Annotated in this window: 21 protein-coding genes, 2 tRNA genes and 1 other annotated feature; of the genes, 4 read left to right on the top strand and 19 right to left on the bottom strand. The window is 40.7% G+C overall.

Annotation, left to right across the window (positions count from 1 at the left end; genetic code table 11):
- Positions 1 to 9: 9 nt before the first annotated feature.
- The 10 genes from PO903_RS12135 to PO903_RS12090 all read right to left on the bottom strand — a co-directional run bounded on the left by PO903_RS12135 (position 10) and on the right by PO903_RS12090 (position 7,675).
- On the bottom strand, positions 10 to 1,095 hold the full coding sequence (locus PO903_RS12135) for a phosphodiester glycosidase family protein (protein ID WP_273593538.1): 1,086 nt from the start codon (positions 1,093 to 1,095) through the stop codon (positions 10 to 12).
- A complete protein-coding gene (locus PO903_RS12130; protein WP_069326885.1) occupies positions 1,096 to 1,974 on the bottom strand; it encodes a 5'-3' exonuclease in 879 nt (292 codons plus the stop codon).
- Positions 1,975 to 2,122: 148 nt separating this feature from the next.
- On the bottom strand, positions 2,123 to 2,566 hold the full coding sequence (locus tag PO903_RS12125; protein WP_273593537.1) for a GNAT family N-acetyltransferase: 444 nt from the start codon (positions 2,564 to 2,566) through the stop codon (positions 2,123 to 2,125).
- Positions 2,567 to 2,818: 252 nt separating this feature from the next.
- Entirely contained in the window at positions 2,819 to 3,181 is a 363-nt protein-coding gene (locus PO903_RS12120; protein ID WP_069326883.1) for an arsenate reductase family protein, read from the bottom strand.
- A gap of 15 nt (positions 3,182 to 3,196) precedes the next feature.
- Entirely contained in the window at positions 3,197 to 4,189 is a 993-nt protein-coding gene (locus PO903_RS12115) for an RluA family pseudouridine synthase (RefSeq protein WP_502921640.1), read from the bottom strand.
- 9 nt (positions 4,190 to 4,198) lie between these two features.
- Positions 4,199 to 4,765 (bottom strand): cob(I)yrinic acid a,c-diamide adenosyltransferase, encoded by a 567-nt coding sequence (locus PO903_RS12110; RefSeq protein WP_273593536.1) that lies wholly within the window; start codon positions 4,763 to 4,765, stop codon positions 4,199 to 4,201.
- 31 nt (positions 4,766 to 4,796) lie between these two features.
- Positions 4,797 to 5,342 carry an LPS-assembly lipoprotein LptE gene (locus tag PO903_RS12105; RefSeq protein WP_273593535.1) on the bottom strand — a complete coding sequence of 182 codons (546 nt, stop codon included), beginning with the start codon at positions 5,340 to 5,342 and terminating at the stop codon, positions 4,797 to 4,799.
- A 170-nt stretch (positions 5,343 to 5,512) separates the two neighbouring features.
- On the bottom strand, positions 5,513 to 5,719 hold the full coding sequence (locus tag PO903_RS12100; RefSeq protein ID WP_241669322.1) for an aspartyl-phosphate phosphatase Spo0E family protein: 207 nt from the start codon (positions 5,717 to 5,719) through the stop codon (positions 5,513 to 5,515).
- Positions 5,720 to 5,881: 162 nt separating this feature from the next.
- Entirely contained in the window at positions 5,882 to 7,084 is a 1,203-nt protein-coding gene (locus PO903_RS12095) for an aminotransferase class I/II-fold pyridoxal phosphate-dependent enzyme (protein ID WP_273593534.1), read from the bottom strand.
- 90 nt (positions 7,085 to 7,174) lie between these two features.
- The gene (locus PO903_RS12090; protein WP_069327277.1) at positions 7,175 to 7,675 is read right to left on the bottom strand and encodes an Lrp/AsnC family transcriptional regulator; all 501 of its coding nucleotides are present in this window, start codon (positions 7,673 to 7,675) and stop codon (positions 7,175 to 7,177) included.
- A 229-nt stretch (positions 7,676 to 7,904) separates the two neighbouring features.
- On the opposite strand from PO903_RS12090, the gene PO903_RS12085 reads away from it, so the two are divergent.
- Positions 7,905 to 9,155, top strand: a complete 1,251-nt coding sequence (locus PO903_RS12085) for an NAD(P)/FAD-dependent oxidoreductase (RefSeq protein WP_069327276.1) — start codon at positions 7,905 to 7,907, stop codon at positions 9,153 to 9,155.
- 75 nt (positions 9,156 to 9,230) lie between these two features.
- Here PO903_RS12085 and PO903_RS12080 read toward each other — a convergent pair whose 3' ends face one another.
- From PO903_RS12080 to PO903_RS12070, 3 genes are all read right to left on the bottom strand, one after another.
- The gene (locus PO903_RS12080) at positions 9,231 to 9,851 is read right to left on the bottom strand and encodes a hypothetical protein (RefSeq protein ID WP_069327275.1); all 621 of its coding nucleotides are present in this window, start codon (positions 9,849 to 9,851) and stop codon (positions 9,231 to 9,233) included.
- Between the two features lie 41 nt (positions 9,852 to 9,892).
- Positions 9,893 to 10,291, bottom strand: a complete 399-nt coding sequence (locus PO903_RS12075) for a DUF350 domain-containing protein (RefSeq protein ID WP_137222510.1) — start codon at positions 10,289 to 10,291, stop codon at positions 9,893 to 9,895.
- Between the two features lie 107 nt (positions 10,292 to 10,398).
- On the bottom strand, positions 10,399 to 12,771 hold the full coding sequence (locus PO903_RS12070) for an endonuclease MutS2 (RefSeq protein ID WP_069327273.1): 2,373 nt from the start codon (positions 12,769 to 12,771) through the stop codon (positions 10,399 to 10,401).
- Positions 12,772 to 13,019: 248 nt separating this feature from the next.
- Here PO903_RS12070 and PO903_RS12065 point away from each other — a divergent pair, with 248 nt between their 5' ends.
- Entirely contained in the window at positions 13,020 to 13,466 is a 447-nt protein-coding gene (locus PO903_RS12065) for a cytochrome c oxidase subunit II (protein ID WP_245703465.1), read from the top strand.
- 89 nt (positions 13,467 to 13,555) lie between these two features.
- Here PO903_RS12065 and zapA read toward each other — a convergent pair whose 3' ends face one another.
- From zapA to PO903_RS12035, 6 genes are all read right to left on the bottom strand, one after another.
- Positions 13,556 to 17,194, bottom strand: a complete 3,639-nt coding sequence (zapA, locus tag PO903_RS12060; protein WP_273593533.1) for a cell division protein ZapA — start codon at positions 17,192 to 17,194, stop codon at positions 13,556 to 13,558.
- A gap of 181 nt (positions 17,195 to 17,375) precedes the next feature.
- Positions 17,376 to 19,817: a phenylalanine--tRNA ligase subunit beta gene (gene pheT / locus PO903_RS12055; protein ID WP_137222240.1), complete on the bottom strand. Its 2,442-nt coding sequence runs from the start codon at positions 19,815 to 19,817 to the stop codon at positions 17,376 to 17,378.
- 19 nt (positions 19,818 to 19,836) lie between these two features.
- Positions 19,837 to 20,850: a phenylalanine--tRNA ligase subunit alpha gene (pheS, locus tag PO903_RS12050; RefSeq protein ID WP_069327295.1), complete on the bottom strand. Its 1,014-nt coding sequence runs from the start codon at positions 20,848 to 20,850 to the stop codon at positions 19,837 to 19,839.
- A gap of 94 nt (positions 20,851 to 20,944) precedes the next feature.
- Positions 20,945 to 21,247, bottom strand: a binding site (T-box leader).
- 84 nt (positions 21,248 to 21,331) lie between these two features.
- Complete coding sequence (gene abc-f, locus PO903_RS12045) at positions 21,332 to 23,335, bottom strand: ribosomal protection-like ABC-F family protein (protein WP_273593532.1); 2,004 nt, start codon at positions 23,333 to 23,335, stop codon at positions 21,332 to 21,334.
- A 506-nt stretch (positions 23,336 to 23,841) separates the two neighbouring features.
- A tRNA-Gly gene (locus tag PO903_RS12040) sits at positions 23,842 to 23,912 on the bottom strand.
- Positions 23,913 to 23,921: 9 nt separating this feature from the next.
- Positions 23,922 to 23,998, bottom strand: a tRNA-Pro gene (locus tag PO903_RS12035).
- Positions 23,999 to 24,159: 161 nt separating this feature from the next.
- Between PO903_RS12035 and PO903_RS12030 the strand changes: the two genes are divergently transcribed.
- Together PO903_RS12030 and PO903_RS12025 are read left to right on the top strand one after the other, a co-directional pair.
- Positions 24,160 to 24,483 carry a YbjQ family protein gene (locus PO903_RS12030; protein WP_069327269.1) on the top strand — a complete coding sequence of 108 codons (324 nt, stop codon included), beginning with the start codon at positions 24,160 to 24,162 and terminating at the stop codon, positions 24,481 to 24,483.
- Positions 24,480 to 24,740 (top strand): hypothetical protein, encoded by a 261-nt coding sequence (locus PO903_RS12025; RefSeq protein ID WP_273593531.1) that lies wholly within the window; start codon positions 24,480 to 24,482, stop codon positions 24,738 to 24,740. Before PO903_RS12030 ends, PO903_RS12025 begins: the two co-directional genes overlap by 4 nt.
- Positions 24,741 to 24,830 lie beyond the last annotated feature (90 nt).

Genomic DNA, 24,830 nt, shown 5'->3' with positions numbered 1-24,830 from the left:
CGCTGTTACTTATGAACCGCTAGCACCAAAAATTAGCGTATTACTTAGTAATCGCCCGGGTGCAGTCTTGATACTTCCATTGGCATACATGCCCGATGAAGCGCCTCCATCTAAATTCATCGCTTGTCTGGCTCCAAGCTTTTGCATAATAGCTGCCCATTGCTTCATCGTTGCTCCGGGAACTGTCACTAGCATAATTGATCCATCTGCCATAATAGCAATACCACTACGAGCACCTGAATCTGTCAAAATTTTGGGATCTTGAAATCCTTCTGCCGCCGCATTTAAAGCGATTCGACTATCTTTTACTAAGCGAGGACCTGCACCGACCGCAGTGACTACCTTTTGCCATGGAATATCTTTACCATTGATATCTTGATAAGCAATATTCTGTTGCACTGTAGCCCCAACTGTAAATCGATCAGCCGCATATTTCTGATCACCTGTGTACACCAGCACATATCCATTAGCTGGAATAGGTGCTTTGTTATTATTGCCTTTACGAATCACTTTGCCATTCGCTACCGTTACTGCAATGCCTCCTGTAAATCCTGTGTTTTTACCACGATCAGGTGTATAGATAATCGAAGTACTGGACGTTCCCGGTAGACGATTCACCCAGATAGCATACCAGCTAGAAGATTTGCCATTGGTAGATTGAACGGTTCCTGTTATAGAAAGCCGTAACGAATCCATAAGAGCTGTACCATTCGCCAAAAAGCCAATAGTGGTTCCATATCTGCCTAGATGAGCAATACGTCCGCCTGTAATTAACGTTCCATAAGGATCAGGTGCGCCACCATAAGCTTCGAAAAAAGCACCGTTGATCGCTGCTTGAGCGTTATAGCTTTTAACGATGGAAGATAATGAAGACGTTTGCCCAACTTGTCGATCAGCTAGACCTACTCCTGTTGAAGTTCCTTTAGGAATATGCACCGTCTGGACTGTAAATGTACGTCCAGCAGCAGATACGTTTTGAGTCGAAGCTTTGATTCCAGATCCTGCTGCTACCGCTGAAGAACCAGCAGTAGGAAGCAAGCACAGAATCATCATTAGAGTGAGAACACCGATACCTAGACGAGACTGTATTTTCATTTAAAATACACCTACGCCTAACATCGAACAAAGACTTTTGATCTCTAATTCTTCAAATTTAGTTAGGATAATCTCATCTTCCAAAAGCAACAGACTCGCATCCAAAGAACAAACCACAGGCACTTCACGATGAATCGCTGCTAGACGATGCGATAGATGAAGCATCTCTAGATCATTTTCGATCTTTTTGCGAATCGATGGAGTTAATTGATCCAGATTTTCTAAGATACCTGCGATTGTACCGTATTCTTTGACCAGCTTAGTTGCTGTTTTTTCACCGATTCCTTTGACTCCTGGATAGTTGTCGCTAGCATCGCCCATCAACGCTTTCATATCAATAATCTGAGAAGGTGTTAATTCTTTTTCTTCCATTAACGATTCAGGAGTATAGACTTTGTAATTACCATAGCCTTTTTTCATAATAATGACGCTAGTCCGTTCATCCACTAGCTGTAATAGATCATGGTCTCCTGTCAAAATAAGAACTTCCATATCTGCTTCCAGTTCACGGGAAATCGTACCGATACAATCATCGGCTTCATATCCGGGTGCACTCAGATTAGGAATGCCCATACTTTCAGTCACTTCCAAAATCAAATCAAACTGTGGAATCAGATCATCCGGTGCAGCCGAACGATTGCCTTTATAAGCGGCAAATTCTTCGGTACGAAATGTTTTACTACTGACATCCCAACAACAAGCAATATGCGTAGGATTGTACAGTTGCACAGCGTCCCATAGATAGCGTACAAATCCATAAATGGCATTAGTAGGAATACCCGATTTTGTACGACGAATATAACCGGATTGTGCTGTTGCATAATAAGCTCGGAATAACAGCGCCATTCCATCGACTAGCATTATTTTTTGATCTTTCATTAGCTTCACTTCTACCTTCTCTCTTCAATACAGATGAATCCAATCTGAGTATATCATACCGAATTTCTGCGATACTGTACAAGTATTCACATACCTTTAAATTTTACCACTATTCTGGATGATGTTCTTTATTATGATACTATTTTTTTCAAATCGTACGACTCATAAATATATCTACTTCATCTTCACGATCCAGTGTAAATCCAAAGCGTTCATATAGCCTTCTAGCCGGGCTACCTTGTAACACATTAAGATGAACTACTTTATCTTGCAGATGCGATTGCGATAGCAATTGTTCAAGAGTCTGACTTCCTATCCCTTGACCTTGATAGACAGGATCAATATAAAAATGCTCTAACGTATAATCATTCGTATCCGGCTTTAAAGCCACGCAACCGGCTATCTTTCCTTCTACTTCGATCAACCATGTATCATTAGGTTCAAAAGCATCACGAAAGCGCTGACGAACTTTATACTCATCAAACCGACCCAGACGGGTAAGATCGTCACGAAGAACAACCGCTCTCAATTCTGCTAGCGATGCCATATGTATCGGTAATGCCTGACTCCAATCAATTTCTAATTTGCTCATAATCGCCATCCTTTATTGATCAACATGTATAACAATCGCTTTAGACCTAATTGATTATGCTATAGGTTCAGATCTAAAGCGACTCCAATATATTATATATTATTGTTTTTTAATTTTGTATATGTGTACCAAAATCGAAAACAAAAAAGCCTTTGAACCGGCAGATGACTGCTCAGTAAAAGGCTTTTGCTTAAAAGGTAATCTTATCATTATCTAGATCATTGTGTTTACTCCAAAATAGAAGTTCCGATTTTACGCTTTCCATGTTTCTTCGTACGTTGCTTCTTTGAAGCCTACAGTCACTCGATCGCCATCCGTCACAATCGGACGTTTGATCAATTTACCATTTTCGGATAATAATTGTAGTTGTTCTTGAGCACCCATGGATGGTAATTTTTCTTTGAGATTCTGACTTTTATACACTTCACCACTGGTATTGAAAAATTTCTTCAGTTCCAGTTCACTGTGTTCAACCAATTCCCGCAGTTGTTCTGCTGTTGGTGGAGACTCTACAATATGAATCAAGTTCAATTCATGCCCTTCTGCACGTAGCCATTTGATCGCATTACGGCATGTACTGCATTGTGGATATTGATATACGGTTAATTTACTCATTCGATTTACACTCCTTTAGTCCTTTGATTCCAGTCCTCGCAATTCCGCATCCAAGTTAGCCAAATCTTCTGGTAAAGGGGCTTGAAAAAGCATCTCTTCGCCTGTAACAGGATGAACAAAACCTAATTCAACCGCATGTAATGCCTGTCTACCTGCCAGTTGATCAAGTTGCGATATCGATGTAGATACATCTAAGTTCTTGTCTGGTCGTGCATAGCCATACAACCGATCTCCTACAAGTGGACAACCAATATGCTTCATATGTACTCGAATCTGATGAGTACGTCCCGTTTCTAATTCCAATTCAACCAAGGCTATATCTCGATCTACAAAAGATTCTAGCACTTGATACCGAGTGGCTGCGGCATATCCATCTGGAGTGACTACACGCATATGAGGTTCGATCAGATCACGATCTATTGCCCCTTCTATTCTGCCTTGCGATACAGTCGGAATATGATGCACATACGCATGATACCTTTTCTGAACCGAATGATTGATCATTTGCTCGGAAATGTGTTGATGTGCATATGGATTTTTAGCGATAGCCAGCACACCCGATGTATCCTGATCTAAACGATGGACAGGACGAAAACGGAATTTCTCTCCACGTTCTTGCCAGTAATGCACAACACCATTTGCCAGCGTATCGGTATAATGTCCACTGGTAGGATGCACAATTACGCCTGCTTTTTTGTTCACAATCAATAGATGCTGATCTTCATAGATCACATCAATCTGCTGAGCTTGTGGCAGAATATCATCGGATTGTTCACGTTCCATCCGAATCTCTAACTTATCGCCAGCCTGCACTTTGGTACTAACATAGACATGCTGACCATTGAGCATCACACCTTGATCCGTCATTTTGAGACGGGATAATAATTTGCGTGAAATTCCCATCCGCTTTTGCATAATATTTTTAAGAATCATACCTTGATCTTGCGGTTGTATAATATACAATATTGGATCGTAATAATCATTCGTTTCGTGCTTAGCATTAATCACAATAATCCCTCAATCACGGCGAAATACTTTTTGACTGCGGATATATTCAATATCTGTTATGCCTGAACGTACATTGGCAGTACGAGCAATCACAAAAAAATAATCCGACAGTCGATTTAAGTATTTACGCACATTTATATTAATATTTGTTATTGCACCTAAGGTAACCACTCGTCGCTCCGCACGCCGACATACGGTACGGCACACATGTAGTGAAGCGGCTAATGGATGTCCGCCAGGCAAAATAAAGCGCTCTATTGGAGGATTTTCAGTCTCATATTGATCAATCCATTGTTCCAGTTGATCTACTAACTCCGCATGGACTTTATATTTACTTTCGTCTAATGATACAAAAGCTAGATCGGCTCCGCAATCGAACAACTCATGCTGAATCGCTAACAATTGTTCTCGTACATCGGCAAGAGATTCTCCTTCTGCCATTGCCAGTGCTTGACCTACAAAGCTATTGAGTTCATCAATCGTCCCATAAGCTTCGACACGAGCATCGTCTTTACTTACTCTACCACCGATTACTGAAGTCTGTCCTTCATCACCTGTGCGTGTATAAATATTCATTTGTAGCCCTCCCCTCGATGATAAAGCGATATTATTCTGTCATAGCTTTTAAGATTTTGAGAGATTTATTGTAATCTGCAAAAACAGGAATCGCTGCATACAGATTATCCGGTGTATATTTGATTTTTTTGAACATACTCATTTGATCGACAGGAATCGAGAATAGATGCTTTTCTTGTTGATCTACATCTTCTTCAGATATGCTACCCATCGTTACACCACGCGAATACTTTTTGGAATCAAAATCTTTATCCAACATCACATGTCCACCATTAACCGAATAAGCTTTCATATCGTTCTCTGGCAAAATAATAATATCATCCTGACGATCCACATATTCTAGCGTTAATTTTTCAGCGGAGTAAATCGGTGTTGTATTCACAGTTACTTTCATCGTGCTACCTAGCTTGGTTTGCAACTCTTGTTTGACTTGTTCTGCTAGCTCTTGCGAGAATCCTTCACTGCCCATAATAAAGACAGTCACTTGATTAGGATCTTTCGGTTGATCTCCACCACAAGCGGTCAGCAGAAATACTATACTCATGCTTAACAGTAATCCTTTTATCCACAATTTCACCGAACGTTCCTCCTTCAATTCACTATATCCCATCATACCACAGCTATTTGACGTAAAAAAAGAAGCTCCTCTGTAAGGACCCCCTGTTGATTTAGGCTATACCTAATTATAGTAAGCACTTCTCATATGATGGATTCATCAGTCACTTGCAAAAAGAACCCTAAACGTGATTAACGTTTTTGATGAGAGCGCATATATTCATTAATTTTCAAGTCTAATAACATACTAATCTCAATCACTAACTCCGATGTGAACGATTGTTCTTCCAGAAATAGTTGTTCCATTCGCGTACGAAGTACATAAATTTCATCCTCTAGGGAAAGTATCTGTGAGGACTCTCCTGAGGACGTTGACCATACTTCATTATTCTCAGCAATAATATGTCCGCGATATTCTGGCAAATTATATTCGGCACAATACAAACAATCCCCTCCCTTGAGACATGATTTCCTGCTTCCAAAGACCCATTATATCATAGGATCGAGCAAATGAAAGCAGGAAAATTGTTAATTCAAGGAAAAAAGAAGATTATGTGACAATTATTTTATTTTAGCTACAAAGGAACCTATTCTTTCCAATGCTTCACTTAATTGTGCGACAGATGTAGCATAAGAACAGCGAATAAATCCTTCTCCACCTAGTCCAAAAACAGTGCCCGGAACTGCTGCAACTTTGCCCTCAACCAGAAGCTGTTGCGCGAACTCTTCCGAAGTCAGCCCTGTATTCTGAATACTTGGAAAAGCATAAAAAGCACCTTGAGGTTCATGACATTCCAGACCGATACTCCGGAATCCATCGACAATCAGACGGCGACGACGATTATACGACTCGACCATCTTATCTTTTTCACCTAATCCATTTGTTAAAGCTTCAAGTGCTGCCACTTGTCCCATTACAGGAGCACACATTACTGTGTATTGGTGAATTTTGAGCATCGCTGAAATCAAATCACGATGTCCGCAAGCATAACCCATCCGCCAGCCGGTCATTGCAAAAGCTTTGGAAAATCCACTAACCAAGATCGTCCGTTCTTGCATACCCGGTACAGATGCAAAGCTAACATGCTTGGTACCATACGTCAGTTCAGCATAAATTTCATCTGAAATTACAATCAGATCATGCTTTTCTACTACTTTAGCGATCGGCAACCAATCTTCATAGGTCATAATCGCACCTGTTGGATTACTTGGATAGCACAAAATCAAAATTTTGGAACGTGGCGTAATCTGTGCTTCAAGTGCTTCCGCTGTTAATTTGAAATTATCTTTAGCAAAGGTCTCAATACCAACAGGGATACCTCCACCAATCGCTGTAATCGGTGAATAAGAGATATAACAAGGTTCAGGGATTAGAATCTCATCTCCCGGTGTAATTAACGCCCGAAGAGCTAAATCGATCGCTTCACTACCGCCGACAGTAACCAGAATCTCGTCTTTGGGATCGTATGCGGTTTTAAATTCATTTTCCAGATAACCTGAAATAGCTTCACGAAGTTCAGGCATTCCGGCATTAGACGTATAACGTGTATATCCACGCTCTAACGAATAGACGCATGCTTCACGTACATGCCACGGTGTAATAAAATCAGGTTCCCCTACACCTAACGTAATAATATCTTTACTCGCACTCACCAGATCAAAAAACTTCCGAATACCGGAAGGCTTAATATCTTGAACCAATGGAGAAAGGTAAGAAGTCATCGACTTGGATGATCCGATCTGTTGTTCATTATTCACAATCATGGCAATCCTCTTCCTTCAGCGCTTTATAATCTAAGCGCGATTTCTTCTACTCTTATCTAATATAGATGGGTATAACGATATTGGTTACGTTTATGGAGAAATGATCAGGCGACGGTCATCTTCATGTTCTTCGAAGATAATGCCATCCTGCTTATATTTTTTAAGTATAAAGTGAGTTTTGGTAGACAGTACCGATTCAATAGGAGATAAACGATCTGAAACGAAGCTTGCTACTTCTTTCAAATTGGTTCCTTCAACTTCAACTAGAAGATCATAGGCGCCAGACATTAAATAGACCGATTTTACTTGTGGATACAAATAAATGCGTTCTGCTATTCCTTCAAATCCTCTACCACGTTCCGGTGTAATCTGTACTTCGATTAATGCTGTGACTTTCTCATCATCGACTTTACTCCAGTTCACCACAGATGTGTATTTCACAATCACATGCTCATCTTCTAATTCACGAATCGCTTGAGTCACTTCTGCTTCATCGACACCAAGTAAGGTAGAAAGAAGTTGTGGTGTGCGTCTTGCATCTTCTTTTAACAAATCTAATATTTGTAATTTAAGGTCGCTCAATTCTTTCATAACGTAATAGCCTCCAAGTGCGCAAGATTAATCATAAGTATGACATGAATCGCCCATTTCTGCCAACCCTTTGATTTGATCATTGCCTTCTGCTGACGTGCTTCTATACTTCTGTCAAACGATTATCTGAGCGAACTGCTTCAAGTGGATAACAATCAGGTTACTTAATCTTATTACTTAGACAGTCAGCATAGGTAGTACATTATTATACCTTGAGGAGCGAAACATTATGGATCTGCACACTAACCGTACCGCATGGGACAAAACTTTACCTGAATCTGAAACTCCGAAATATCAAGCGTTACATGACAATATTTCCTGTGATGTACTTATTATTGGTGGCGGAATGGGTGGAGCTTTATCAGCACGTGAACTTGCACACCGAGGTATCAATGTAGTACTTGTTGAAAAATCAAAAATCGGTCAAGGTAGTTCTGTTGCCAATACCGGTTTACTTCAATATACGAATGATAAAATGATGACTTCCTGTATTAATACATTTGGCGAACAAAATGGTGTACTATTCTACCGCTTGTGCCAGCAAGCGATGGAATATCTGATCGATATTGCTCCAACATTACCGATCGATGCCCAATTAATCCCACGCAGTAGTCTATATTATGCAAGTAATCCAGAAGATGTACCTGCGCTCAAAGAAGAGTATGAAAATCTAAAACGTTTTGGATTTGAAGCAGAATACTGGAATGAAGAAGAAATTGCGAAGCGTTTCTCTTTTCAAAAAGCTGGCGGATTGTACACTCATGGTGACGCTGAAGTAAATCCATATCGCTTTATCCATGCATTGATGGCAGATGCGATGAATCATGGAGCACAGTTATATGAAGGTGTTGAAATTACGAATCATGTGGCAGACGATACAGGAGTGACCTGTTATGCAGGCGATATCGCTATTCGTGCCCGTACTGTAATTTATGCAACAGGTTATGCGACCCAAGAAATGAAAAAAGAACGCGGTGCTTTTCTAGAAACCACTTATGCGATTATGACTAATCCTGTAGAAAGCTGGGAAGGTTGGCATGAACAAAGTATGGTCTGGGAAACGACTCGTCCTTACCTTTATATGAGAACCACTGCGGATAATCGGATTGTAGTCGGTGGATTGGATGAGCCTTTTACTGATCCTGAATGGCGTGACGTCCGAATGGTAAAACAATCGCAAAAATTACTGGAAGAAGTACAGACGTTATTTCCAAATGTAGGCGAGTTGTCAATCGATTATGCTTGGGCAGCTGTATTTGGTTCCAGCCGTGATGGATTGCCTTATATCGGTGGACATCCAGATTATCCTCACTGTTACTTTGTAGAAGGATATGGTGGTAATGGAACAGTCTATAGCGCTATTGCAGCACAATTACTAGCGGATACAATCACTGGAATCGAACGTCCTGAATTAGAACTGTTTGGCTTAACACGTACAACCAAGCCTTCCCCTGCAACAGTTGACGATATTGTTGTGTAATTGATAGCAAAAAGCTCTTATCCTCAACCATCATCGGGTCGAGAATAAGAGCTTTTTATATAATATTTGAATGGCTTATTGTTCGTTAAGATTGGTAATTTTATCAATAATCGCTACACGCTCATCTTCGCACAGACTTTGATGAACATGGAAGCAACTTGGGCAGACATATACATTGACTTTAAATGTAGAAGGTAAGATCGCAACATTATTAGCTGTTGCAGGCAAAGGAGTAAATCCAGTTCCGCCCATCTCTTGTGTTCCTGCAAGCAACATATATTCCTGACAATGCGGACATTGTGGAATCTCTTCTTGTTGATCCAGCAATTGTTCTACATTTTCTTCATATTGCACCATATTAAAGTTCTCATCACCATACTGCTCAATCGTTTTGAGTGAAGATAGACTTGGTTGTGTAAATAGCTCTGCATCATTTAACAGACTGGTCGCACGTGATGCAAACGATTGTTGCTGTTCTTCTTGCGGAGCAACAGGGGCTACAGGAGCTCTCCGAACTTCAGCAGGTGGCTTCTGTCCGCCTTCAACATATTCCTCATCTTCGTCTTCATCTAAAGCAATATTAAGCGTACGATAACCATTTAATTCATTATGACAGTGCGGGCACAATTCTTCCGGTCCAAATTCGGGGTCCCATACAATCTCACTATCGCACCAAGGACATATTGTTGTATCCATGTTGTAATTCCTCTCATCGCTTATATTTCTGTTCAAGCTTATTATAAAATAGTTGCCCCTATCACGTACGATAAGGATATAGAGATAATCATAGAGATTAAGCCAACAGCTTTGTTATCGGCTGCAATCTCTTCATCAATCTTAAATACAGGTGTCAAAAATTCAAATATAAAGTAAGCCGCTAGCAGTAAAAGAAAACCGATCACAGACCATCCAAGACTTTCATAGACTGTACTATGCGCTTCGATCGAAAAACGCATAATATTACAAATCCCAAAAATCTTACCGCCTGTTGCCATCGCGACAGCTACATTACCGCGTCTTATTTCATCCCAGCACTTATATTTGGCGACCATTTCGAAACACCATAAAAATACGATAAGCTGTAGTACAGCTACCGAGAAAAAACCGATCATCATCCCGACCGGATGTGCAAGCATCGGATCAATATAATCTTTCACACTACCTCATAGCCCCTTCCGGTACTGAAATCATCTACAGACATTTCTATTCATTACGCATGAACGCTGCAATGGTTTCAGCCGGATTATTTCAATACGGCTACAGTTACGCCGTTACCGCCTTCGTTATATTCACCAGTACGGAAACTTTTGACATGCTTATGACGACGTAAGAAATCTTGAATCCCTGTTCTCAGTACGCCTGTGCCTTTACCATGGATGATATAGATTTGCCCTAGATTAGCCAAAAAAGCTTCATCTAGAAAACGATCCACTTCCATTAATCCTTCTTCTACATTCGCACCCCGTAGATCTAGCTCAGAACGCATATTATCTTCGCGTGACCGTTTGATCGTTGTTGCTTTCTTCTGGGGCTGTGCATTGATCGTAGCGGCTGACTGTACTAATTCTAGATCACTTAATGCTACTTTCATTTTCAAAATACCCATTTGTACGACAGCTTCTTTGGTACCTGATAATTCTACGATATGTCCACGTTGATTCAGACTATAGACCATAACATCATCGCCAGGACCCAGTGGTTTTACTTTTTTCGCTTCGGTTGACGACGTTGATTTCTTCTTCGTACGTTGCCCTGGAGTCGCATCATCCAATTGCTTACGAGCTGCAATCAGCTTATGGTCTTTGACAGCTGCTCCTTCTTCTTGAGCAAGCTGACGTAAAGAGCGAATCACTTCATCGGCTTCTTTGCGTGCTTTTTCGATAATCTCACGTGCTTCTTCATCGGCTTTTTCCAGACGTTTGTCCCGTTGTTCTTCTAATTTGGCAAGATCACGCTCATAACGACCACGTAATTTCTCCATATCCGATCGTAACGTTGCTGCTGTATTGCGATCTTCTTCTGCACTCAGACGATTGCTTTCGAGAGAAGCGATCATATTTTCAACACGTTGATCTTCTTCGCCCACTTCACCACGAGCCACATCGAGAATCTTTTCAGATAATCCTAAACGTGAAGCGATAGCAAATGCATTACTACGTCCCGGCACACCAATCAATAAGCGATACGTAGGGCTAAGTGTATTGACATCGAATTCCATACTCGCATTAATCACGCCTTTGCGATCATAAGCATAAGCTTTCAATTCGCTAAAGTGAGTCGTAGCAATCATACGACAACCTTGAGAATGAATATGTTCCAAAATCGCAATCGCCAATGCTGAACCTTCTGCGGGATCGGTTCCTGCTCCCAATTCATCAAATAGCACCAGACTTTTCGGTGTCATATGTTCTAGAATTGAAATAATATTGGTCATGTGACTTGAAAATGTACTTAGATTTTGTTCGATACTTTGTTCATCACCGATATCTGCATAGATTGCATCAAACACACATAATTGACTGCCTTCATCTGCTGGAATAAATAGACCAGACATCGCCATCAGACTGAGTAATCCGACTGTTTTTAAGGTTACTGTTTTACCACCGGTATTCGGCCCGGTTACAATAATACTGGTATGTTCGTTACCCAGTTCCAGATCCGTAGGCACCACATGAGCAAGCGGAATCAATGGATGACGTGCTTTTTTTAATTTCAAAAATCCACGGTCATTCATCTTCGGCATTGTAGCGTCCATCGAACGAGCTAATTTAGCTTTGGCAAAAATAAAATCAAGGTCTGCCAAAATATCAATATCATAATTCAGCAATTCAACTTGATCGGATACTTGCGCAGTGAGTTTCTGCAAAATCACTTCGATCTCACGTTCTTCACGCAACTTCGCTTCACGTAGCTTATTGTTCATCGCTACAATCGCTTCAGGCTCAATAAATAATGTTGCTCCTGAACCTGATTGATCATGAACGATACCGCCAAAGTGAGCACGATACTCCGCTTTGACCGGAATGACAAAGCGATCGCCACGAATGGTGACTAATTGATCTTGCAACATTTTGGCTACACTTTGAGAACGAATCATACTATCCAGCTTCTCCCGAATACGTACTTCGCCTGAGCGTAGTTCACGACGTACTGCGGCAAGTTCAGGGCTTGCAGAATCCATCACATGAGCAGAATCATCGATACAAGCACGGATCGCTTTTTCCAGTGGACGTTGATCGGAGATCAGTTCTACTAGATCAGCTAGCATCGGTACAGGATTTTCTTCATGTACCATCTCAACATGGCGACGTGCACGTCTACCACCCATGATTGTATTTGCAATGCCTAATAATTCACTTGGATTCAGTGTTCCACCTATACGTGCACGACTAACCGCCGCACTAATATCAACGATTCCACCAAAAGGTGGTGTTCCTTTGAGGCGATCTACTAATGTCGCTTCATCCGTCGTTTGAAGTAATTTTTTGACATGCTCCAAATCCGTATCCGGTTGCAACGCCAGCGCTGTACGTTTACCGATCGAAGTGGCTGCATGTGAAGATAATGTATTCAAAATTTGACCATACTGCATGGTATGGAATATTTTTTCGTTCAACGTAATGACACTCCTCTAACTAACAAATTACTTTATAATATAATGCACTACTTCTTATTATACATCTAGACCAAATATTCACAAAATACTTAAATACCAAATGATACATTAGACTTATCATTTCTTTATTTAGCCATATTTGATTTAAATTTTGATCATATCGGTTACTCTTTATGTAGATCAGAGTTATACTATTTATGAATATTACGAACAACTATCATCATATATCACTATAGGAGGAATAATACATGTATACACCGTCTAACCCTAATCACAAAATGAGTCATTATAAAAGAACACTAATCATCGTTAGTATGATGATCGCTGTTATGGTTCTTTTATCTGCTTGTGGTCAAAAAAATGAGTCTGCTACTAATCCACCACAAAGCGGTGTCACCGAGACCGGCGTAGCGCCTGCGGATGGTACAGAACAATTGATGATCAAAGCGACTAATTATGCATTTGATCAAAAAGAATACCATGTTAAAAAAGGGCAACCTGTACAGATCGTTTTTGAAAGTGTACAAGGTAATCACGGCGTGATGATTCCTGCTCTCAATGTCGATCTTGATTCTCAAAATACAACAGCAACCGTCACTCCACAAGAAGCAGGTCAATTCGATATTGCTTGCTCGATTATGTGTGGTTCTGGTCATAGCACAATGGTTGCCAAATTGATCGTAGATGAAGCTTAATCGACTGAACTCATTTTAGTAGCCAAAAAATCCCTTTCTGTTTCACTACACCAGTATGCGTAGTGATAAGCAGAAAGGGATTTTGCTATCTAATTCTGATCCTGCTCGATCAATTCCATCCATTCATTGTACTCAATTTCCAAACGATGATGCTGTTCACGAAGCTGTTCAAGTTCACGAATAATACGTTCTTTCTCTTCACGCTGATCTTCCAGTTCAATATGAACCAATCTCAATTGATGTGAAGACACTTCATATTGTTGCAAAATTTCTTGCATTTCTTCAGACTTCTGCGCTTCTACTGTAGACAGTTGTCCTTGCTGTTCACGCCATTCACGTTCTTGTTGTTCCAACTGTAAAATCTGTTGGGCTTGCTGTTGTTGAACTTGTTCTGTCTCCTGAATACGTTGTTGCCATTCATTTAACTCTTGACGCAACTGATGACTTTGCTGTTCTAAACGCCCGATTTCTTCCAAATATCCTTCTTCATTACGACTCACTGTCCGATAATCTTCTTCCAGTTGAGTATATCGGTTGTTCCATTGATCGATATGGGTATTCGCTTCTTGCAAAATATGCTCTTGTTGCCCGAGCTTATCTTGTAAAGAAACCAATTCTTGATTCAATGTTGCTACTTGAGCTTGTGCATCTTGATGATGTTGCTGTTCTTGTGACCATTGTGCTTGTACTGTATTCAGCTCATCTTCTTGTTCACTAACACGCTCACGCCACATTTCCATCTCTTCTTGAATCGTCGATTTCTGTTGCTGTAATTCTTGCAACTGATGAATACGCTCCGATTGCAATTCTTCCAAGTCCTGATATTGATATTCCAACATCTGACGTTGCTCTTCATTCACACGTAGTTGTTCTTCCAAATTCTCACGCTCGGCTTGAGCCGCTGTTAATTGAGCCTGAAGACGATGAGCCTCCTCTTCTTGTTGAGTAGAAAGGTCACGCCATGTTGTCGCTTCTTCTTCGGCTGTTGTCAGCTGTTGTTGGATGCCTTCTAATTGTTGATGCAGTGTCGATTGCTGTGTTTCCAGTTGAGCACGTTGTTCTTCCAGTGCACGCAACTGCTCTTCCAACTGCTCAACCTGCTCACGAATTTGAGACGATTGGGCTTGAGCCTGCTCTACTTCTTGCTCTTGCTGGTTAGACAGTTCACGCCACGTGTCTGCTTCTTCTTGAGCACTGATTAACTCTTGCTGTGTCTGCTGAAGTTGTTGATTCAGAGCGATATGTTGCTCTTCTAACTGTACGCGCTGTTGTTCTACTGTACGCGCTTGTTCTTGAGTGTCTACTAATTCCGATTGAATCCGCTGGGCTTCTTGCTCTTGCTGTCCAGATAGCTCACGCCATGTATCTGCTTCTTCTTGAGCAACAGTTAATGTTTCTTTGATCTCTACTAATTGTTGACTGAGGTCAGATTGCTGTTCTTCTAATGTGTGCACTTGCGCTTGCATAGCTTCATATTCTGCTTGTACAGCATCATACTGCTGTTGCAACAATACCCGTTGTTCTTGGCTATTTAATAATTCCATTTGCATTTGAGCTACTTCTTGTTCTTGTTGATCCGATAATTCACGCCAAGTAGTCGCTTCTTCTTGTGCAGTAGTTAATGTAGCTTGTAGTTCAGCTAGTTGTTGCTGTACATTCGATTGCTCTGTTTCCAGTACATGCACTTGATTTTCCAGATCATTACGTTCGGTCTGGATACGATTAGACTGTTGCTGTAATGCTGTATATTGTTCTTGCACCTGAGCTAGTTCGGCTTGAACTTGAGTCACTTCTTGTTCTTGTTGAGCGGATAACTCATGCCAAGTACTAACTTCTTCTTGCGTTACTGTTAATGTTTCTTGGAGTTCTACTAATTGTTGCTGTAGATCGGACTGCTCTGTTTCCAGTACATGCACTTGATTTTCCAGATCATTACGCTCGGTCTGGATATGATCAGACTGTTGTTGTAATGTTGTATATTGTTCTTGTACTTGAGTTAATTCGGCTTGAACATCAGTGACTTCTTGTTCCTGTTGTCCCGATAATTCACGCCATGTACGTGCTTCTTCTTGCGTCCGTGTTAATGTTTCTTGAAGTGTAAATAATTGTTCATTCAGCTGAGTCTGTTGTTCTTGTAAAGTCTGTGCTTGATTCTGTAGTGATTCATGCTCGGTTCGTAATAATTCACTTGTTGCTTGTAAAGATTCATGTTCTGCATGCACAGTATCGTACTGCTGTTGCAGAGCTGTATATTGTTCTTGTACCTGTGCCAGTTCGGCTTGAACAGTCTGTAATTCTTGTTCTTGTTGTTCAGATAATTCGTGCCATGTAGATACTTCTTCTTGGATCGTTGTATTTTCTTGTCGTAGTTCTGTTAACTGCTGATCCAGTTCTGACTTTTGTTCTTCCAATTCACCCAGTTGTTCTTCGATTACCAAACGCTGTTCTTCGAGTACTACTTGCTGTTCTTGTGCTTCAGATAATTCGGCTTGAATACGTGCAACTTCCTGTTCTTGTTGACCGGATAGTTCACGCCACGTTTCCAATCTTTGCTTGGTTGCAGATACTTCGTTTTTGGCATCTGCTAATTGTTGATGCAAAATAGAGATTTGTTCTTTGGCAGCATTCGCTTGTTCTTCTAACGTATGACGTTGTTCTTGAACTTGAGTTAATTCGGCTTGTACTTTCTGTACTTCTTGCTCTTGTTGTTGCGCCAATTCATACCAGCGATTCGATTCCTCTTTGGATGATTCTATTTCTTGTTGCGCTGTATTCAATTGCTCTTGTACCTGTGTCAATTCTTGTTGAGACGTATTTAGTTGTTGTTCTAATCCTTGTTGTTGCTCTTGCAAAGTAGATAGATTTGTCTGAACAGTCTGCAACTCTTGTTCTTGTTGTACAGACAATTCACGCCATGTCTCTGATTCTTCTTGCGCTTCAGACAATTCTTTAGTGAGTAGCTGTTGCTGTTCTTCTAACGCTTTTAATTCAGTTAATGTGCGGTTATTATTTTCCTCCAGTTCGGCATGATCTTGTTGAATACGATCATGTTGTTGTTGTAAAAGCTGTACTTGCTCCTCTAACTCCATCACTCGCAAACTGGCAACTTCTTCATTTTCAGTCAAAAGGTTAATCTCACTGCGTAAATTTTCTGTTGTTTGTTGCAGATTCTGCTCTAGATCTACATTCGACTTCAATGCTTTTTGAAGTGCTTCTTCTGCTATTTTCCATTTATGCTGTATTTGTTCATTATTTAATTTGTGTTCTTGGTTTTGTTGTTGTAATTGTTTGTTTTGTCCTTCTGTCGACGCCAGCTTTTGCTGAGTCTGTGTCAATTGAGCCGATGTTTCTTTAACACTCTTTTGCAACTGTTCATTAGTACTGACTTGTTGTTTATTTTCCTGTTGCAATTTCTGTATTAATTCCTGTTGTTGCGCTTGTACGGTCTGTAGTTGCTCTAATTCTGTATTTAAACGCTGTTGTTCTGCAATCGCTTGATCAAATTCGGATTGATTCACTTGAGCATTAATTGATTCTTCTGCCATGTGTACTGCTGCTAATACAGCCAATTTGGCTTTATCTAAATGAGAATGGGCTTGCGATATATCGTTCATATGCTCGTCTACATAACGAGCAATTTGTCTCATATAATCGGCACTCGTGCCAACTAATTTATAAGTTGTTCCATAAATATCCACGTTTACTCTAATGCGTTCGGGTGTCGTCACAATCGTGCCCTCCTTTACTTCTTCTGTTTATTCTAGTTGGATGTAGACAAAAAAGCCACATCGATTGTTATTCGATGCGACCCTTGTCAATTCCTGCTATAGTCCCTAACAAACATGATTCTTTAATAACAGAGTCATTTAAGTAGGGACTCTAAGCAGTATGATTATAGAGCAAAATGTATTATTTACGTAATTCTGCACCAAATTGTTCAGATAATACAGTCAATACTTGATCATGCACAGCCGTTACTTCTTCATCTGTTAAGGTATGCTCAGCGTGACGATATACGATCGCAATCGCTACACTCTTCTTACCTTCGCCTACACGGTCGCCTGTGTACACATCAAAGACTTGTACCGTTTCTAACAATTCTTTCGCTGTCAAACGAATAGAAGCTAGTAATTCTCCTGCGGCTACTTCTTCATTGATTACAACAGCAATATCACGTTGTACTGAAGGGTAACGTGGCAATTCGCTGTATACGATTTTCTCATCGGCTTCTTCATACAATGGAGCCAATTGAATCTCTGCTACATACGTATCTTCAAGATCGGATTCGCGCTGAATATCAGGATGAATCTGTCCAATCACACCAATCCATTGTTGCTGACTACCTACTTGTAAATATACAGAAGCAGAGCGTCCTGGATGAAATCCTTGTGGTTGATCTGCTTTGTACGTAATCAGTGATTGTAGTCCTAGATATTGAAGTAGACTTTCGAGTGCACCTTTAAGATCAAAGAAATCGACACGTTCGTTACCTGTATTCCATTGTGCTTGTTGGCGTCTACCTGTAAGTAGCAATCCAAGCAAAGGAACTTCTGTCGGTTGACGAGTCAATTCTTGCTCAGAACTGAAGAACGCACTTCCGATTTCAAATAAAGCTAGATTTTCCTGTTTACGATTGCGGTTAAATGAAGCTGTTTCTAACAACTGCGGAATCAACGTACTCCGTAGCACACTACGATCTTCACTCATCGGCATCGCAAGGGCAACTTGTTGTTGCTCTCCACGTAATTGCGGGAACAGATCATTTTTGGCTGGATGTGTGAACGAATACGTGATCGCTTCTTGATATCCACCATGAGTTAGCAAATGACGCACAGTACGACGTAAGCGTTGAGACTTAGTCAATGCTCCTGGTGTTGTTGTGCCTTCGATCGAAGTCGTTGGAATATTATCATATCCATATAAACGAGCTACTTCTTCGATCAAATCTACATCGCGTACAATATCACCACGACGTGTAGGAACACGTACTTCTAATAAGTCTTGTGCTACATCGCCATAAGGGAATTGAAGACGGGAGAAGATCGTTTTAATTTCAAGTAAAGACAATTCTGTACCTAAATAACGATTTAATTTGCTCAAAGACAACTGAAGTGTTTTCTCTTCTGCTACTTGTACCACTTCTTCTACAATACCTTCGTGAATCAATCCATGACCATAACGAACGATCAATTCAGCTGCACGATTAAGCGCTGGTACTACCGCAGATGGATCGACTTCTTTTTCAAAACGTTGACTCGCTTCTGAACGAAGCCCAAGACGACGTGATGTTTTGCGGATTGTTCCACCATCGAACTTAGCAGATTCTAGCAAAATATTAACAGTAGAGGCTGTCACTTCTGTATCAGCACCACCCATAACGCCAGCAAGGCCTACAGGCTGTCCGCCACTTGTAATCAGTAACATACGATCATCTAATTTACGTTCTTGATCATCTAATGTGTTAAGAACTTCACCTTCACGTGCCATCCGTACTTCAATTGCACCTTGATTTAATTTGTCTGCATCATAAGCATGTAGAGGTTGTCCGTATTCTAACATCACGAAGTTGGTAATATCGACAATATTACTAATCGGACGAATCCCTGCTGCAATCAGACGGTTTTGTAACCATAGTGGAGAAGCTCCAACTGTGATCCCGCTGATATAACGAGCTGAGAAGTGACTACATTGCTCTGTCGCTTCAATGTTTACCGAAATATGATCTGCCGCTGCATCACCAGCTTCTACAAAATTCAATTCTGGCAATTGTACATCACGACCTAGAATAGCGCCTACTTCATAAGCTGCACCTAGCATACTCAAGCAGTCAGAACGATTCGGTGTTAGATCGAAATCAAGTACAGCATCGTCCAAGCCAAGTAATTCTACAATCGGTGTACCGATTTCTGTATGTTCAGGTAGAACCAAAATACCTTCTTGTTGATCTTTAGGAAGCAATTTATCGTTAATACCTAGTTCTTTGGCAGAACAGATCATCCCTTGAGATAATACGCCACGCAACTTGGCTTTTTTGATATCCATACCGCCCGGTAATTTAGCACCTACAAGAGCGACTGGAACTTTTTGTCCAGCATCGATATTTTTAGCACCACATACGATCTGTAAGTCTTCACCTTGTCCGGCATCAATTACACAGACGTTTAATTTGTCTGCATCTGGATGCTTTTCTTTACTTTTCACATAACCAACAACAACGTTTGTAATCCCTTGATTACGGTATTCAACGCTATCGATTTCGATTCCAGAACGTGTAATGCGCTCTGCTAGTTCTTCTGGAGTGACTTGATCCAAAGAAACATATTGAGACAGCCATTGTGTAGATACTTTCACTGCTATTCACTCCTTTATATTAGATACGTGAGAATTGTTTAAGGAAACGCATATCGTTACTGTAGAAATGACGAATATCGTCAATACCGTATTTTAGAATAGCTATCCGTTCTACGCCGATACCAAATGCAAATCCACTATATACTTCAGGGTCAAAACCGCCCATTTCTAACACTTTAGGATGAACCATACCGCAACCTAACACTTCGATCCAGATGCGTTCACCATTCTTTTTCACAAAGGTAACGTCAACTTCTACGCTAGGCTCTGTGAAAGGGAAAAAGCTAGGACGCAAACGAATTTCAGTAGACTCTCCGAACATTTCACGAGCAAATTGAAGTAATGTTCCTTTAAGATCACTCATACGAATCCCTTTATCAATCACCAATCCTTCGATTTGGAAAAATTGGAAAGAGTGAGTCGCATCGTCATCATCACGACGATATACAGCACCCGGGCAAATCACTTTCAAAGGTGCTTTTCCTTTAGCCGCTTCCATCGCACGAATCTGCACAGGAGAAGTATGGGTACGCATCAACAATTCATCGGTCAGATAGAAAGAATCTTGCATATCACGAGCAGGGTGATTTTTCGGCAAATTCAATGCTTCAAAGTTATAATAATCACTTTCTGCTTGAGGACCTTCAGCTACGCTGTATCCCATGCCTAGGAAAATATCTTCCATTTGTTCGATTACTTTGTTGATCGGATGGATACCGCCTTGTGGCAATCCACGACCAGGCAATGTTACATCGATTTTTTCAGCAGCAAGACGTTCGTTCGTCTCTGCACGTACAAATTCTTCTTGTTTGCGATTGATCACTTCTTCGATCGCTTCACGCACTTCATTAGCCACTTGACCCACAACAGGACGTTCTTCAGCACTAAGCTTACCCATACCACGTAAAACTTCGGTTAAAGCTCCTTTTTTACCAGAGTATTTAACACGTAGATCTGCTAGTTCTTTCGGTGTGGCTACTTTTTCTAATACTTCCAGTGCTTCGGATTTCAAAGCAAGCAAATGTTCTTGCATTTGGACGATTTCGCTCATCGTTGTTAAGCCCCTTTCTTCCTATCACGCAGTGTGTAAACCTTATTAAAACAACAAAAAAAGGCCTTCTCTCCCCTTAAGGGACGAAAAGACCGTGGTACCACCCTTGTTAGAAATTTATAATCTGTATCTCAATATAGAGTCTCCTCTAAATCAATCACATGTAGATTATAAGCTTCTCGCTCGAAACGACGATAACGGATCGTTACACCGGCTATTCCTAATCTATAGATCAGCTTAATCATACAGCTCACTTATATTTCAGAACGCTGCTCCAGAGTGAACTTCAACAGTCTGCTTCTGTAAAAATGCTCTCAATCTAATGGCATTTTCTCCCTGTACGACAGTACTGTTTACTCTTCTCTTTCGTTGCAGATGTCATAGTGAAAATAGATACTCACTATTTTACAAATAACCAGCCTTCCCGTCAACGATTGTTATGCAAAAAGAACTTTCTATTTATTTAAGACTGAGACGAATAGGACGCTAACTCTTTGCGCAACGATTGAATTTCTTGCCAGACTGGATCATTGTTGTTCTGTTCCAAGTTGAGATTCTCAATCGATTGTGTAGCATTAGGCAAATGATCGCTTGATCGAGATATAGAAGGATTCGTCTTTTTCTGATCGGCAAGTCCAGATAATAACTGAGACAGACGCAACTCAAGCATCATACGCTGTTGATTCGCTTCTACCCCACCTGCTTGCACTTCTTGTTGCTGATGTGCCTGAGCAGCTTCATACTCCTCTACAGTGCCTTCAAACCATTGATATGGACGATCACGTTCCAGCTTCAACAGACGAGTCGCTAATCGCCGAACTAACATCCGGTCATGAGAAACCATAATAATCGTTCCTGTATACTGTTCTAACGCAGACTCGATCACTTCTTGGGCAGCGATATCGAGATAGTTGGTCGGCTCGTCTAGAATTAATACATTAGCACCACCAAAATATAAACGGATTAATGCCACTCTGCACTGTTCTCCCATACTTAAATGACCAATCTGCTTGTACACATCTTCTCCACGGAATAAAAAGCAACCTAGAATCGTCTGTGCTTCTGTTCGTGTCATCGCTGGTAATACCAATAGACTATCTAGCAGAGTCATTTCTAAAGGCAACCCTTCCAGTTCCTGTGAAAAATACCCTATATTTAATGCTGGATGATGCCATAGCTCACCGCTAGAAGGTTGTAATTGTCCGAGGAGTAACTTGATCAATGTTGTTTTGCCCGAGCCGTTCGGCCCTGTAATCGCTATCCGATCGCCACGTTGTACATTCATATCCAGATGTTGAATTAAAGCGTGTTTGCTATAATCACTATGCTGATCTTCTTGATCTGAATGGTTTGAATAACCAAAGCTTACATCGTCCAACCGAATCAACGTATGCCCTTTAAACTCACTAGCTTCTAGTTCAAAATTCATTTTGTCCGTAGCACGCGGTTTTTGCACACTTTCGGTATCTAACCGTTCCAGTGCTTTTTCTTTGGCGTGATAACGTGAAATATTTTTATTCGCTTTGTCTCTGTAGTAGCTTTTAGTTATTTTCACTTCATTTTGCTTCCCTGCTGCATGATGAGCCTGTTCAAACCACTGTTGATAATTGCGAATCGATTCTTGTAATGCTTTACGCTGTTGTTCTTGCTTTTTGTACAATGATTCTTGTGCTCGTAACTCACGCTGTTTGTGTTCACGGTAATCACGGTATCCACCTTTATATTTGGTCATTCCTGTAGAAGTTAATTCACAGACAGACGTTGCCATCCGATCTACAAATTCTCGATCATGGGATACAAATAACAGTGTACCTGTATACTGATGTAATCTCTTTTCTAACCATTCCATCGTTTCGGTATCCAGATGATTGGTCGGTTCATCCAAGATCAATAACTGGGTATCCCGTGTTAACACAGAGGCTAGACGTACTCTGGTCTTCTGACCGCCGCTTAACTGAGTATAAGGTACATTCCATAGCTCTGAAGCAATGCCGATCACTGTCAATTGCTTTTCGACTTCAATCTCCCATAAGAATCCGTTGTTTTTTTCATACGTTTCTAACGTACTCCCATATTGTTCTAGCACTTCATTGTAAAGTTCACCTTGTTGTTCAACCGAAATATTTTGAAGTTGCTGTTCTAATTCATCTAGTTGCTGACGCAAATCCCATAACTCAGGCTTCCCTTGACGAGCTATTTCTAAAGTAGTCCATCCTTGCCCAATATGCTTTGCATCATCTTGCTGTCTCATCCAATCCCACTGTGTTAACGGTAAAAATCGTTCGATTTTGCCTTCTGTGCCTTCAGTATGATTCATCAGCAGTTGGATCAGTGTACTTTTGCCACTTCCATTTTCACCGATAAGAGCTAAACGCTCGCCTGCTTCTATTTGTACATTCACTTGTTCAAAAATCCGTTTTCCATTCCAGTCTTTCGCTAAATTGCTTACTTTTACGATGGTTGTCATTGAACATCATCCTCTCTGAAATCATAAAAAAACCGCCAGAGCAGATGCCCTCGCGGTTGATAATGCTAACGTCAGATCGTTCATCATCCATATGTAAAATAAGCAAAAGGATATAAGTGTATAGTGCTTCTACTTTACGATTATTCATGCCTCTTGCTAGCCTAAGACATCGTTAATCGTCAAAGTAAAACCATCTTCATCCTGAACTGTTTATCATAACAGTTTCCTATTGCTATCCATGGACATACGTATCCCGTTTGCATCAGCCGCTTGAGCTGTCTGCCTGCTTCTATCCTGTGCAGTTCGTAGGGAAATTCGTATGTTTACTTCATTGGACAATAGGACCCTCTCATTTCTTCAGAATGGTCAGCTTAAAAAATATAAGGTGTATCATTACCGCTGACAACGACAGTATAACAAAATTTTGGAGAAAAACCAAATTTCAGTGAAATAAACAACAAAAAAAGCCTTTGCTTATGCAAAGACTTCCTCTTGGTATTTCGGTAAGCGGGTGATGGGAATCGAACCCACGCTATCAGCTTGGAAGGCTGAAGTTCTACCATTGAACTACACCCGCATGAATGGATGGTCGGGATGACACGATTTGAACATGCGACCCCCTGGTCCCAAACCAGGTGCTCTACCAAGCTGAGCTACATCCCGAGGTCACGTTTGGAAAGTCATTAGGCTTTCTTAACGACAAGATATAATATATCATATTCAATTTTATCTTGCAACTTCTTTTATTTATGTATCGTTTCAGATCGCGTTACGTATATAAAAAGTATAGTATACGCTTTATCAATCAGATGGGAGTGATCGAAATGATTATTGTAACGACTGAAAATATTCCCGGTTACCGAGTAACTAACGTTCTGGGCTCGACTTTTGGTGTCGTTGTGCGTGCACGTGGAATAGGTGGCGATATTATGGCTTCTTTTAAAGGATTAGTCGGTGGTGAAATCAAGCAATATACTCAAATGATCGAAGATGGTCGCCGTCAGGCATTAGATCGAATGGTTGAAAGCGCTCATACCATGGGTGGTAATGCAGTGGTGATGATGCGATTCGATAGTGGCGATATCGGTAGTAGTATGAGTGAAATTGTTGCTTATGGTACGGTTGTGACCATTGAGCCGATCACATGAGTTTTTTTAATGTAGGAGCTATCTATTTTACTTTACAAATTGGTGGTTTCCTGGCTCTTCTTTTAATAAGCTGGTACTTTTTTGATAAACGATATAAAGGAAAACAGCGCTCTTCCCAACAACAAGATGATCTTCTCAAGCATTCACATCCTACTTCTGAAGTCTTTGTCGATCCTGCCGATGGTAAAACATATCGAGTCTATTATCATGAACAGACAGGTACACGTTCATATGTTGAAGAATATTCTCAATCTTAAAATATCCTAAATGGATCTTTACTTAGAAAAATATATACAAAAAGAGCAATCTTCCATACTAACTGGAGATTGCTCTTTTGCTATATTGAG

The organism is Paenibacillus sp. PK4536, from assembly GCF_028594455.2.
Classification (GTDB): Bacteria; Bacillota; Bacilli; order Paenibacillales; family Paenibacillaceae; genus Saccharibacillus; species Saccharibacillus nuruki.
The sequence above is the reverse complement of the archived record's forward strand: the minus strand, read 5'-3'. Positions and strand labels throughout refer to the sequence as shown.